Origin of the sequence: Conexibacter woesei Iso977N (assembly GCF_000424625.1) — a bacterium.
GTDB classification, from domain to species: domain Bacteria; phylum Actinomycetota; class Thermoleophilia; order Solirubrobacterales; family Solirubrobacteraceae; genus Baekduia; species Baekduia woesei_A.
Window position 1 is genome coordinate 2389802 of sequence record NZ_AUKG01000001.1, and the last position, 13165, is coordinate 2402966.

At 72.7% G+C, this 13165-nt stretch carries 12 protein-coding genes; 1 reads left to right on the top strand and 11 read right to left on the bottom strand.

Translation table 11 applies throughout. The features are described 5' to 3' along the window. Positions 1–24 precede the first annotated feature (24 nt). From H030_RS0111800 to H030_RS0111830, 7 genes are all read right to left on the bottom strand, one after another. On the bottom strand, positions 25–1431 hold the full coding sequence (locus H030_RS0111800; RefSeq protein ID WP_035126136.1) for a SpoIIE family protein phosphatase: 1407 nt from the start codon (positions 1429–1431) through the stop codon (positions 25–27). Further along, positions 1421–3148: an ATP-binding protein gene (locus H030_RS31450; RefSeq protein ID WP_051222380.1), complete on the bottom strand. Its 1728-nt coding sequence runs from the start codon at positions 3146–3148 to the stop codon at positions 1421–1423. The genes H030_RS0111800 and H030_RS31450 overlap by 11 nt, the downstream gene beginning before the upstream one ends. Next, the gene (locus tag H030_RS0111810; protein WP_027006257.1) at positions 3145–4143 is read right to left on the bottom strand and encodes a SpoIIE family protein phosphatase; all 999 of its coding nucleotides are present in this window, start codon (positions 4141–4143) and stop codon (positions 3145–3147) included. The genes H030_RS31450 and H030_RS0111810 overlap by 4 nt, the downstream gene beginning before the upstream one ends. Next, positions 4134–4538 (bottom strand): anti-sigma regulatory factor, encoded by a 405-nt coding sequence (locus H030_RS0111815; RefSeq protein ID WP_027006258.1) that lies wholly within the window; start codon positions 4536–4538, stop codon positions 4134–4136. Before H030_RS0111815 ends, H030_RS0111810 begins: the two co-directional genes overlap by 10 nt. Continuing rightward, complete coding sequence (locus H030_RS0111820) at positions 4522–4938, bottom strand: STAS domain-containing protein (RefSeq protein ID WP_027006259.1); 417 nt, start codon at positions 4936–4938, stop codon at positions 4522–4524. The genes H030_RS0111815 and H030_RS0111820 overlap by 17 nt, the downstream gene beginning before the upstream one ends. Before the next feature lie 2 nt (positions 4939–4940). Beyond that, a complete protein-coding gene (locus tag H030_RS0111825) occupies positions 4941–5813 on the bottom strand; it encodes an STAS domain-containing protein (protein ID WP_027006260.1) in 873 nt (290 codons plus the stop codon). 80 nt (positions 5814–5893) lie between these two features. Then, a complete protein-coding gene (locus H030_RS0111830; RefSeq protein WP_027006261.1) occupies positions 5894–7486 on the bottom strand; it encodes an FMN-binding glutamate synthase family protein in 1593 nt (530 codons plus the stop codon). Positions 7487–7531: 45 nt separating this feature from the next. On the opposite strand from H030_RS0111830, the gene H030_RS0111835 reads away from it, so the two are divergent. Next, the gene (locus H030_RS0111835) at positions 7532–9319 is read left to right on the top strand and encodes a thiamine pyrophosphate-requiring protein (protein ID WP_027006262.1); all 1788 of its coding nucleotides are present in this window, start codon (positions 7532–7534) and stop codon (positions 9317–9319) included. Here H030_RS0111835 and H030_RS36945 read toward each other — a convergent pair. The 4 genes from H030_RS36945 to H030_RS0111855 form a co-directional block, all read right to left on the bottom strand. After that, positions 9297–9827 carry a hypothetical protein gene (locus H030_RS36945; protein ID WP_051222381.1) on the bottom strand — a complete coding sequence of 177 codons (531 nt, stop codon included), beginning with the start codon at positions 9825–9827 and terminating at the stop codon, positions 9297–9299. The genes H030_RS0111835 and H030_RS36945 overlap by 23 nt on opposite strands. A 3-nt stretch (positions 9828–9830) precedes the next feature. After that, positions 9831–10067: a hypothetical protein gene (locus H030_RS0111845; RefSeq protein ID WP_027006263.1), complete on the bottom strand. Its 237-nt coding sequence runs from the start codon at positions 10065–10067 to the stop codon at positions 9831–9833. Between the two features lie 61 nt (positions 10068–10128). Then, complete coding sequence (locus tag H030_RS0111850; RefSeq protein ID WP_027006264.1) at positions 10129–12588, bottom strand: esterase-like activity of phytase family protein; 2460 nt, start codon at positions 12586–12588, stop codon at positions 10129–10131. A gap of 254 nt (positions 12589–12842) precedes the next feature. Continuing rightward, complete coding sequence (locus H030_RS0111855; protein WP_027006265.1) at positions 12843–13055, bottom strand: dodecin; 213 nt, start codon at positions 13053–13055, stop codon at positions 12843–12845. Positions 13056–13165: the final 110 nt, after the last annotated feature.

Consider the following 13165-nt stretch of genomic DNA (forward strand, 5'->3'; position numbering starts at 1 on the left):
GACCGCGCGGATTCTAGTTCAACCTCAGCGGCGCCGGGCCATCAGCAGCGCCACGTCGTCGCGCAGCGAGGAGGTGTCGACGAGGCTGCGGACGAGGCGGCCGCGCAGCTCCTCAAGCTCCTCGCCGCCGGCCTCGGCCGCCGCCGTCACCATCCGCGCCAGCGAGTCGTCGATGATCTCCCCGGGCCGCTCGATCAGGCCGTCGGTGTACAACACCAAACGATCACCGCTCCTGAACGGCACCTCGTACTCACTGCACCTCGCGCCCACCACACCGAGCACGACGCCGGTCGGCCCGTCGGCCAGCCGCGGCGCGCCGTCGCCCGGCAGCAGCAGCGGCGGCGGGTGCCCGGCCCGGACGACCCGGACCCTCTCCGCGTCGTGGTCGATCGCCACCACGCACATCGTCGCCATCTCGGTCAGCTCGGCGGCGGTCACCAGCTCGTTGAGGCGGTGCACGGTCTCCAGCGGCGTGAAGCCCTCGTTGGCGTACACGCGCAGGCTGTGGCGCAGCTGGCCGGCCTGCGCGGCGGCGGCCACCCCGTGCCCGGCGATGTCGGCGATCACCAGCCACACGCTGCCCTCGGTCTCGACGACGTCGTACCAGTCGCCGCCGACGATCAGCTCGCGCTCGGCGGCGACGTGCCACGCGTGCAGCTCCAGCTCCGGCCGTCGCGGCAGCCGCTCGGGCAGCAGGCTCTGCTGCAGCGCGCGCGAGATCGTCCGCTCGGTCGCCAGCGCCAGCTTGCTCGCCGTCACGTCGCTGAGCGTCACGACCGTGCGCGCGATGCTCGCGGGGTCGGAGGGATCGGGGGCGACGGGGTCGACCCGGACCCGGAACACGCGGTCGCCGAGCGTCACCTCGTCGCCCGCCGCCGGATCGGCCAGCGCGTCGATCCGCGTCCCGTCGATCGCCTCGCCGAACAGCGCCCGGAACGTGCGGTTGGCGCGCTCGATCGCGCCGTCGGCGTTCAGGACCGCGACCGCGTCGGTGATCGCGTCGAACGTCGTGCGCCACTCGCGCGCGGCCAGCCGGACCTCGGCCTCGGCCGAGCGGGCGCGCAGCAGCGACCGGATCGTCGCCGCGAGCACCGGCGCCTCGACCGGCTGCGTGAGGTAGGCGTCGGCGCCGGTCTCCAGGCCCTCGACCTGCGCCTCGGTCTCCAGGAACGTGGCGGACAGCAGCAGCACCGGGATGTGCCGCGTCGGCTCGCTGGACTTCAGCCTCCGGCACGCCTCGAAGCCGTTGAGGCCGGGCATCTTGACGTCGAGCACGGCGAGGTCGGGCGGCGCCTGCAGCGCCTCGGCGACCGCCTGGTCGCCGTCGGCCGCCTCGCGCACGGCGAAGCCCGCGCGCCGCAGCATCGTCGCGATCACGTACCGGCCGACGTCGTCGTCGTCGGCGAGCAGGATGACGGGCTCACTGGCCATCGGCACCTCCGGTGACTCGGTTCAAGACCTCCAACAACTCCGCGCGCGACGTCGTCGACTTGTCGATCGTCGCGGCGCCCAGCTCCGCGATCCGGGCCCGCGCGCGCTCGTCCAGCAGCCGCGAGGTGTGGATCACGACCGGCAGCGCGCTCGCGTCCAGGCCGGCGTCCTCGCGCAGCCGCCGCAGGACCTCCAGCCCGTCGAGGCCCGGCATCGACAGGTCGAGCACGATCGCCGCGGGCCGGGCCAGCGCGACGGCGGCCAGCGCGGCCTCGCCGTCGCCGACCATCGTCACGCGCCAGGCGCTGTCGCGCAGGTGCGCCTCGACCACGTAGCGCGCGGTCTCGTCGTCGTCGACGACCAGGACCGAGCCGCCGACGTCCGGGATCGGCGGCGCCTCGGGGTCGGCGGTCGACGGCATCCGGACGGTGAACGTCGTGCCCGCGCCGACCTCGCTGGTGACGTCGATCGTGCCGCCCAGGACGCCGACGAGCTTGCGCGCCAGCGGCAGCCCGAGGCCGGTGCCCTTGCGCCGCCGCTGCAGCTCGCCGGGGATCTGGACGAACTCGTCGAAGACGCGCGCGAGGTCGGTCGCGGCGATCCCGATGCCGGTGTCGACGACGCGGAAGACGACGACGCGCCCCTCGGCGACCGCCGAGACGACGACCTGCCCGCCGGGCGTGAACTTCAGCGCGTTGGACACCAGGTTGCGCAGGACCTGCGTCAGCTTGCCCTCGTCGGTGTGCAGCACCGGCAGGTCCGGGCCGGCGTCGAAGCGCAGGTCGACGCTGCCGTCGAGCGCCAGCGGCCGCAGTTGGCCGCGCAACATGGTGAAGAGCTCGGCGGCCGAGACGTCGGCCAGCTCCAGCTCGAGGTGACCGGCCTCGATCTTGGCGATGTCGAGCAGGTCGCCGACGACGCGCAGCTGCTCGTCGGCCATCTGCCGGACGAACCCGACCTGCGTGACCTGCTCGCCGACCAGCGCCGGCTCGCCGCTGAGCAGCAGTTCGGTCAGCGCGACGATCGAGTTCAGCGGCGTGCGCAGCTCGTGGCTCATGTCGGCCAGGAAGCGCGACTTGCGGTCGTCGGCGTCGCGCAGCCGCTCGGCGCGGTCGTCGAGCTCGGCGTAGAGCGCGACGACGCCGCGGTTGGTGTCCTCCAGCTCGCGGTTGAGCGCGACCAGCTCCTGCTGGCGCGCCCGGACCTCGCCGAGCGCCTGCAGCAGCTCCTCGTTCTGGCGCGTGACCTCGTCGTAGGGGTTGTGCGCCCCGCGCCGGGTCAGCGCGTCGCGCAGCTCGCGGACCGGCGGCGCGGCGCGCCCGGCCGGCAGCCGCTTGGACACCGTCACGCGCGTGCCGCGGCCGGGCGTCGTCTCGATCGCGAAGTCGTCCATCAGCAACCGGACGCCGACGAGCCCGCGGCCCATCCCGGTCCTCGACACGTAGCGGCCGTCGAGCACCTCGTCGAGGTGCGGGATCCCGTCGCCCTGATCGGCGACCTCGATCTCCAGTCGCTCCGGATGGCGGAGCAGTCGCACACGCCCACCGGTCGCGTAGCGGTGCGCGTTGCGCGCCAGCTCGGAGACCGCGGTGGCGATCCGCGTCTGCTCCATGCGGTCGAAGCCGAGCAGGTCGGCGACGTCGCGCGCGCTCTGGCGCGCGGTCACGACGGCCTCGTCGTGGCGCAGCTCGACGCGGGTGATCTCCTCGCCGCTCACGCGTTCGCCCGCGCCGTGCGCGCGACCACCACGCTGACGTCGTCGCGGCCGCGCTCGAAGTCGCGGATCAGCAGCGCGGCGACGACCAGCGGGTCACGGCGCTGCGCGCCCGGGTAGCGCGACAGGTCCCAGCCCGACCGGCAGCCGTCGGAGTGCAGGACAAGCAGCGCGCCCGGCGGGACCTCCTGCGGGAACGAGCGGAAGCGCGCGACGCGGTGGCCGAGCGTCCCGGGCATCGAGGCCAGCGACCTGGTCGTCGCGCCGTCGACGATCGTCGCCGCGATGTTCCCGATGCCCGCGAAGTCCAGCGCGCCGGTCCGCAGGTTCAGCCGCGCGACCGCGGCTGCGGCGCCGCGCGTGGGCTGCAGCGCGGCGTGCATGCGCTGGACCAGCGCCTCGGCGGTCAGCCCGGTCCGGACCTCGCGGACCGCGGCGTGGGCGGCCTGCGCGGCGTCGGGGCCGTGGCCGAGGCCGTCGGCGAGCAGGATCGTCACGAGGTCGCCCTCGCGCACCTGCGTCCACGCGTCGCCGCAGGCCGTCTCGCCGGCCATCGCCAGCGCCAGGCCGTCGACCGCGGGCTCGTCCGCCGCCACCGCCTCGCCGACGCGCGCGACGACCACCGTGCCCTGCTCGGCGGCGGCCTGGAGGTCGAGCGTCCCGGACAGCCGGCCGATCGCGCCCAGGCCGGTCCCGGCGCCGCCCGCGGTCGAGAACCCGTCCCCGCGCGCACGCGCGAGGTTCGCGATCCCAGGACCGTGGTCGAGGGCGATCGCGTCGAGCGCGGCGCTGCCGTCCGGGGCCGCGCGCAGGACGATCTCGCCGCCGCCGGCGTGGCGGACCAGGTTGGTGGCCAACTCGGTGACGACGATCGCGGCCTCGCCGCGCAGCTGCTCGTCGAAGCCGAGGTCGGTGGCGATCTTCTCCGCGGCGCGGCGTGCGGGGGCGACGCCGCTCGGGTCCTCGACGCGCAGGCGCTGGGGGATCGTCAGCGCCATGTGGTCACGCGGACGGTCGTCCCCTCGCCGGGCGCGGTGCGGACGTCGAACTCGTGGACCAGGCGCTTGGCGCCGCCGAAGCCGAGGCCGAGGCCCTGGCCGGTCGTGAAGCCCTCGGAGAGCGCCTGCTGCAGGTCGGCGATGCCGGGGCCCTCGTCGGAGAACTCCGCCCACACGCCGGTCCGGGTGCCGTCGGTCGCGATCCCGGCGGTCATCGCCCCGCCGCCGCCGTGGACGACCGTGTTGCGCGCCAGCTCGCTGACGGCCGTGACGATCTTGGTCTGGTCGATCAGCCGCAGGCCGGCCTCGACGGCCAGCTCGCGGACGCGGTGCCGCGCGCGGACGACGTCCTCGTCGGAGCGCAGCGGCAGCGCGCCCTCAGCCGTCGCCGACAGCGTCCTCGGCCTCCTCGTCGGCCTCGGGACCGAGGCGGTCGGTCGGCGCCGGGAGCATCGCCATGCCGCGCTCGACGGTCAGCGCGGTCTGCACGCCGGGCAGCGAGAGGCCGAGCTCGACGAGCGTGATCGCGACCGCGGGGCGCATCCCGACGACGACGGTCTCGGCGTCCAGGACGCGGGCGATCCCGGCGATGTCGGCCAGCATGCGCCCGATGAACGAGTCGACGAGCTCGAGGCCGGAGATGTCGATCAGCACGCCGCGGGCGCCGGTCTGGACGATGCGCTCGGCGAGGTCCTCCTGCAGCGCGAGCGCCATCCGGTCGTGCATGTCGACCTGGATGCTGACCAGCAGCAGGTGGCCGAGCTTGAGGACCGGGATGCGGTTGCCCGTGTCCACGGCTAGCCCAGCTTGGTGCGGCGGCGTGTGATCTCGAAGCCGGTGCGCTCCAGGGCGACGACGACCGCGTCGGCCAGGCTGGACTTCGTGATGACCTCGGAGAGGTCGAGGCCGAGGTGGACGATCGTCTGCGCGATCTGCGGGCGGATGCCGCTGACGATGCAGTCGGCGCCCATCAGGCGCGCGGCGGCGACGGTCTTCAGGAGGTGCTGGGCGACGAGCGTGTCGACGGTCGGCACGCCGGTGATGTCGATGATCGCGATCGTCGAGTCGGTCTCGACGATGCGCTCCAGCAGGCTCTCCATGACGACCTGCGTACGGGCAGAGTCCAGGGTGCCGATCAGCGGCAGCGCGACGACGCCGTCCCAGAGCTTGACGACCGGGGTGGAGAGCTCGATCAGCTCGTCCTGCTGGCGGCGGATGACCTCCTCGCGCGAGCGCAGGTACGCCTCGGAGGTGAACAGGCCGAGCGCGTCGATCAGCTCGGTGGCCTGCCAGAGCGCGGCGGTCAGCGCTGCGGAGTCGTCCGGCGCCTGCGCCTGGACCGCTCCGAACAGCGGCTGCTTGAAGGAGAAGACGAACGTCGCGGTCTCGGTCGGTGAGAAGCCCTGCGTGGCGCGCGAGCGCGACAGGTCGGTCAGCAGCCCGCGGACGGTCGCCCAGTCCGGGCCGCTGACGTCGGCCGACGCGCTGTCGGCCGTGACCGCGTCGGAGAGGGCGGTGAGGAAGCGGTCGCTGTCGACGCGCAGCTCGCGCTCGGAGATCAGGTCGGTCCGGACGCCGGGCGCGCTCAGCTGCGCGGCGACCCATGCATCCAGCAGGGCTGCGCGCTGATCGCGCAGGATCGTTTCGATGACCGACGTTGGCTCGTCCATGGCTCCTCGTTGACCGGTGGGACAAGGACCCTATCCGAGGGGGCTTGGACCCATGAGATGCCCGCGCCTGCGGGCTGCGCTCAGCGGCGCGGGGCGAACGCGTCCGGGTCGGCGCGCTCCCAGTCGACGGCCCACGCGGCGGGCGGCTCGTCGAGCAGCTGGTCGGGTTCGAGCCACTCGTACAGCTCGGCGTAGCTGCGGGTGTGGACGTGGTCGATGCGGCGCATGAGGTTGTGCGGGGTGACCGCCTGCGGGTCGCGCAGGCCCATGGACCCCAACATGCGCTGGGCCTCGGCGACGGTGGCCGCCTGGTAGCGCTGCACGCGCTGCGTCTTGTCGGCGACGTCGAGCGCGCGGGCGCGCTTGGGGTCCTGCGTGGCGACGCCGACCGGGCACTCGTTCGTGTGGCAGCGCTGGGACATGATGCAGCCGGTGGCCATCATCATCGCCCGCGCGGCGTTGGTGTAGTCGGCGCCCTGGGCGAGGCGCTTGACGATGTCCGAGCCGGTGGCGACCTTGCCGCTGGCACCGATCCGGATCCGGTCGCGCAGGCCGGTCCCGACCAGCGCGTTGTGCACCATGATGAGCCCCTCGGTCAGCGGCGTGCCCATGTGGTCCTCGTACTCGGCGGGCGCCGCGCCGGTCCCGCCCTCGGCGCCGTCGACCGTGATGAAGTCCGGAGTCACGTTCTCCTCGACCATCGCCTTGCAGATGGCCAGCAGCTCGTGGCGCGCGCCGACGCAGAGCTTGAAGCCCGTCGGCTTGCCGCCGGCCAGCTCGCGCATGTGCGCGATGAACCGGACCAGCTCGCGCGGGGTGGAGAAGACCTTGTGCGACGGGGGAGACACGCACGTCTCCCCGGCCGGGACGTCGCGGGCCCTGGCGATCTCGTCGGTGACCTTCGGGCCGGGCAGGACGCCGCCGATCCCGGGCTTGGCGCCCTGGCTCAGCTTCAACGACACCATCTTGACCTGGTCGTGCGCGGCCTTGTCCCGGAACTTGGCCTCGTCGAAGCCGCCGTCCCTGGTGCGGCAGCCGAAGTAGCCGGTCCCGATCTCCCAGACCAGGTCGCCGCCGTGGAGGTGGTGCTCGGTCAGCCCGCCCTCGCCGGTGTCGTGCGCGAAGCCGCCGGCGGCCGCGCCGCGGTTGAGCGCGGTGATCGCGTTGGCGCTCAGCGCGCCGAAGCTCATCGCCGACACGTTCAACAACGCCATGTCATAGGGCTTGGTGCAGTCCGGGCCGCCGATCCGGACGCGCGGCGGCGGCGCGTCCTTGGGCGGGTCGACCGGCGCGCTGGAGTGCAGGAGCCACTCGTAGCCGGGCTCGGCGACGTCGCGCTCGGTCCCGTAGGCCTGCTCGTCCTTGAGGCCCTTGGCGCGCTCGTAGATCGCCGTGCGGGTGTCGCGGTCGTAGGGGCGCCCGTCGTAGTTGCGCTCGATGAAGTACTGCTGCAGCTCGGGCCGGACGGTCTCGAGCGCGAAGCGCGCGTGGCCCAGGATCGGGTAGTTGCGCAGGATCGAGTGGCGCCGCTGGATCAGGTCGTGGATCCCGACGAGCAGCGGGACCGCGAGCACCACGGCGACGACGATCCAGCCGATCGCGCCGGTCAGCAGCGCCAGCGCGAGCGCGGCGGCGAAGAGGAGGATCGACAGGATCAGGGCGGCAAAACGCATCGGCAGCCTGCATTACCCGCCGCGCCGCTTGGGTAGGCAACCTGCATGGCTCAGACCACCGCCGAGTTCCTCCTCGACCGCCTCGCCGACGACTGGGGCGTCAGGCGCGTGTACGGCTACCCGGGCGACGGGATCGGTGGGCTGACCGGCGCGTTCCACGAGGTCGGCGACCGCTTGGCGTTCACGCAGGTGCGCCACGAGGAGATCGCCGCGTTCGCCGCGACCGCGCACGCGAAGCTGACCGGCGAGGTCGGCGTCTGCCTCGCGACGTCCGGGCCGGGCGCGATCCACCTGCTCAACGGGCTCTACGACGCCAAGCTCGACCACCAGCCGGTGCTGGCGATCGTCGGCCAGCAGGCGCGGATGTCGCTGGGCTCCGACTACCAGCAGGAGGTCGACCTCGTCTCGCTGTTCAAGGACGTCGCGGGCGCGTTCGTCCAGGTCTGCATGGTCCCCGAGCAGGCGCCGCACCTGCTGGACCGCGCGATGCGGATCGCCAAGGCGACGCGCTCGCCGACCTGCATCATCATCCCCAACGACGTCCAGGAGCTGCCGTACAGCGCGCCGCCGCGCGCCCACGGCGCGGTGCCGTCGTCGAGCGCCGGGATCCGCAGGCCGGTCGTCGTGCCCGACTCCTACGCCTTGGCCGAGGCGGCGGCGGTGTTGAACGCCGGGGAGCGCGTGGCGATCCTCGTCGGCGCGGGGGCGAGGGGCGCGGTCGCGGAGATCACGGAGGTCGCCGAGCTGCTCGGCGCCGGCGCGGCGCGCGCGCTCAACGGCCGCGCGGTCCTGCCCGACGACCTGCCGTGGGTGACCGGCTCGATCGGCCTGCTCGGGACGCGGCCGTCCTATGACCTGATGGAGGGCTGCGACACGCTGTTGATGGTCGGGTCGAGCTTCCCGTACTCCGAGTGGCTGCCGGAGCCCGGCAAGGCGCGCGGCGTCCAGATCGACCTCGATGCCCGGCTGATCGGGACGCGCTACCCGATGGAGGTCAACCTCGTCGGCGACGCGGCCGACACGCTGCGCGCGCTGATCCCGCTGCTGACGCGCAGGGAGGACCGCGCGTGGCGCGGCGAGATCGAGGACGGCGTCGCGCGCTGGTGGAAGGTGCTCGACGAGCAGGCGCAGATCCCGGCCGACCCGATCAACCCGCAGCTCGTCTACCACGAGCTCAGCCCGCGGCTGCCCGACGGCGCGATCCTGACCGCCGACACCGGCTCGGTCACCGACTGGTGGGCGCGGCACCTGAAGGTCCGGGCCGGGATGGACGCGATCGTCAGCGGGACGCTGGCCTCGATGGGGCCGGGCGTGCCCTACGCGCTGGCCGCCAAGTTCGCGTTCCCGGACCGGCCGGTGATCTCCGTCGTCGGCGACGGCGCGATGCAGATGCTCGGGATGAACGCGCTGATCGACCTCGCGCACTACTCGAAGACCTGGAGCGACCAGCGCTGCGTCATCTGCGTGCTCGACAACCGCGACCTCAATCAGGTCACGTGGGAGCAGCGCGTGATGTCCGGCGACCCGAAGCTCGACGCGTCGCAGATCCTGCCCGCGGTCGACTACGCGGGCTACGCGAGGTTGCTGGGGCTGCACGGCGAGCAGGTCGAGACGCCCGAGGAGGTCGGCCCGGCGTGGGACCGCGCGCTGGCCGCCGGGCGCCCGGCGGTCGTCTCGTTCCACACCGACCCCGAGGTCCCGCCGCTGCCGCCGCACATCACGTTCGAGCAGGCCAAGGCGATCGGCCACGCGATCCTCGAGGGCGACCCGGCCGCCCCGCGGTTCATGAAGCAGTCGCTGCGCGGCAAGCTCAGCGAGCTGCTGACCCGTTGAGCGCCGCGGGCGCGGCGGCCTGGCCGCCGCGCAGCCAGGCGTTGAGGCGGTCGAGGCTCATGCCGCGCTCGTCGATCAGCGAGGCGGCGAAGCGCCAGTAGCGGACGCGGTCGGGCGCGAAGTCGCCGTAGTTGGCGACGTAGGCGGCCAGCGCCGCGACCTGGTGGCCGAGCCACGCGTCGCTGCCGTCGTCGCCCGGCGCGCCGGCGTCCTGTCCCGCGGCGCGCGCGTAGACGTTCGACATGTGGTGGATGTAGGTCCGCCCGTGCAGCGCGTCGCACAGCTCGAAGTAGGCGCGCGTCTCCAGGATCCACAGGTGCCAGACGTCGTCGATCTCGCGCGTGACCGGGATGTCGCCGCTGAGGTGCGTCGCCATGTTGAGGAACTTGAGCGTCTCCTCGACACGGACGAGCACCTCGCCGGGTGGCACCTCGGGGAGCTTCTGCTCGAAGTAGGACAGCATCGCGGGCGGCAGGAACGCCTCCCGCAGTTGCTCGTCGGTGATCATCGCTCAGTCGGACTCGACGGTGACCTCGAACCTCCTGGCGTTCACGCAGCACGTGCCGCCGTCGGGCCTGCAGCAGTTCGCCCGCATCGACGGCTGCAGCTCGGCCGCGTTGACCTTGTGCGTCTGCAGGTGGTCCAGCACCTGCCAGTCGACCAGCAGCGACCGGACGAGCACCACGGTCTCGCTCGTGGTCGCCGGTTCCGTCGGCAGCTTGCCGGCGGCACGTTCCTCGTCACTCACAACGCGTCCTTTCGTCTCGAAGACCGTCGCGGGCGATCATACGCTGAGCACTCCAAACCCGTCAACCAACGCTGCCGCTGCCCGAGACCGGCTGCCCGAGCTTCAGCACGATGAGCTCGTTGTCGTCGGGCGCTCCGGAGCCGGTGTGGCGGCCGAGGCTGAACGGGAAGTTGTTGTCGTTGGCGATCAGGACGTGGTCGCGGTCGAGGACGACGATCGTCTCGATCGTCTGGAACGGGAACGCGAACGTGCTCCCGAGGCCGACGTCGCCGGGGGTCGGCTGCGTGATGCCGCCGGGATCGGAGATGTGGATCAGGTCGGCGGCGAGCGCCTTGGTCACCGGCCGGCCCGGCCCTTTGAGCGTGACCTGCTCCAGCGCCTTGAACCCGTTCAGGTCGCCCTGGGTGTTGTCGCGCTCCAGCGTCAGGCCGTGGGTGCGGTCGACCATCTGGAAGTCCGCGACCGACACGCCCTTGGGGTCGTAGTTGTAGGTGTAGGTCTGACCGGTGTAGCGCTTGGTGCGCAGGTCGAAGGCGTAGGCCTTGGTCTGCCCGGCCGGGCCGCCGACGAGCGGCTTCTCGAGCATCGGCAGGAGCGTCCGGTGGTCGCTGGTCAGGGCCATCGACTCGAAGCCACCGCTGGTCTGGACCTTGAACGGCGTGTCCTGCGCGGTCTCGCGGTAGGGCCAGTAGAGGCCCGCGAGCCAGCGCGTGTTGGGCTCGTCGCCCTGCGGCTGCAGGTTGGTGCCGTCGTTGTCGACCGCGTCGTTGGTGGCCGGCGTGTCGCCCCACAGCGCGACGGTCGGCAGGTCCGGGAACTCGCGGTGCGTGATCCGCAGGGTCCGGAAGTCGAAGGACTGGATGTCGCTGCGCCCGGCCATGCCGTTGCGCTCGATCACGCCCGCGACCGCGCGGGTGATGACCTCCGGCGACGGCGTCCGGTCGGCGTACACGTTGCCGAGCACGTCCTTGTCGGTGCGCGGGTTGAGCTTGGTCTCGATGTTGAAGCGGACGCGCTGGGCCTCGGCGGCCTTGGCGGGGTCGGAGTTCTTGTAGTAGTCGGCGTAGAACTTCACGAAGTCGAACAGCTGCTGCGTGCTCGGGATGACGTAGGGGTCGCTCAGGCCCGCCTGCCTGGCGAACGCCACGGCGGCGGGGGAGAGCGCGGGGTCGTTGGTCTGCGGCGTGCCGGTGCGGATGATCCCGTCGCAGACGAACTGCGACTGGAGCTGCTTCAGCGTCAGCGACTCGATCAACACCTGGTCCTTGGTGCCGTACGGCGTGCCGTCGGTGCGGCGGCACTTGCCGGTGTCGACGTAGGGGTCGTGCGACAGGACCGGGACACCGTCCTTGGTGAGGTGCTGGTCGGTCTCCAGCGTCGTCGCCAGCTCGTCCATGCCGACCTCCATCGAGGGCAGCGTGTTCTCCGGGCGCAGGTCGCGGCCGCCGCGGTGGGCCTCGGCGTCGAAGCCGGCCTTGACCGTGCCGTCGGCGTCGAGCCTGCCCTTCTGGCCGAGGACGTCGTGCAGGAGGTCCGGGCGGTCGGTGATCAGGCCGTCGACGCCGAGGTCGATCAGCTTGGCCATCGTCGCCGCGTCGTCGACCGTGTAGGGCACCACCTTGAAGCCGGCGGCGTGCAGCGAGGCGATGTTGAAGATCTCGCTCGACGCCCTCGGCAGGCCGGCGGGCGGCGTGACGCGCGGCGGCGCGGCGGTCGCCGGGTCGCCGTCGTCGATCAGGTCGGAGTCGGGCGAGACGACCGGCGTGTTGTGGTCGCCGTGCTGCTGGGCGTCGCCGCGCAGCGCGTTCATGACGCGGAGGACCGAGGACTCCTCGGAGTACGGGTTCTGCGCCGCGCGCAGCTCGTGGCCGGGGTTGTCGGGGTCCGGGAGCGGATACGGCGCGTGCAGGACCTTGCCGTCGCCGTCGGTGTGGATCAGGAACGGGCCGAACTCGTCGCCGAACCAGAGCGTGCCGTCGTCGGCGCGCTGGACCGACTCGAGGTCGAAGTCCGCTCCAGTCAGGACACGGTCCTTGGTCCACGTGTTGACGATCGCGAACGGGATCCGGTGGTCGGGGTCGTGGAGCTGGATGAAGCGCTTGACCTGGACGTCGCCGGCGCCGCCATGCGCGGTCCGGTAGCGCGGCTGGATCAGGTACATGCGGAGGTTGAAGTCCGCGGAGTTCTCGATCGACCCGTAGCCGTTGTCGGGCATGATCCAGTACTGGCCGTGGCCGGCCGGCAGCGCCGCCGAGACGCCCTGCACGGGCTGGCTCGGGAACGGCGGCGTGATGCCGTTGGCCGCCGTGATGTAGTTGCCCGACGACGGTCCGGGGGCGAACGTCTGCGCGGGCAGGACGGCGCGGCCGAGCAGGGTGGAGGACCCGGCGGCGGGCGGCGGCGGGGGCTTCGGGTGGTGGTGGTGGTGGTGGTGCGGACCGCGATGCGCGGCGGCGGGTGCCGCGGCGATCAGCGCGGCCGCCGCGGCGGTGGCCGCGGCGGAGACGAGGGAGCGTCGCACGGGAGATGCCTCCTTGGAAGGCGTCGGGAGAGAGGGCAGAGCCAAGACGCCCCTCCCATTCCCATCAGCGCGGGGTCAAACGTGAACGTTCGGTGTCCGCGGTCCGGACATCGCTCGACCGGCGCTTCCGCGGGCGCCACGCACGAGAGGGCGGCCCGGGGTTCGGGGGCCGCCCTCTCGTGGCGGGCGCCGGGTTCAAAGCACCGCTACCCGGCGGCCCCGCCCGCATGCACACGAGTTGGGGCGCGTTGTCCTCAGCTCTCCAGCTTGAAGCCGATCTTCATCGTCACCTGGAAGTGGGCGATCTCGCCGTCCTCGACGTGGCCGCGGATCCCGGTGACCTCGATCCAGTCGACGCCGCGCAGCGTCGCGTTCGCGCGCTCGACGCCGGAGCGCATCGCCTCGGTGACGCCGTCCGGCGAGGTCCCGGCCAGCTCGACGATCTTGTAGGTGTCGTTCTCTGCCATGGGCCGGACCCTGCCCGCGGGCGGCGCCGGTCATCCCGGCGGGCGGCGGTCTTGGCGCGTAGGCGCGCCGGGGCGTGAGCCCGCGTGTCCTCGGGGCCACGCGGCGGGTA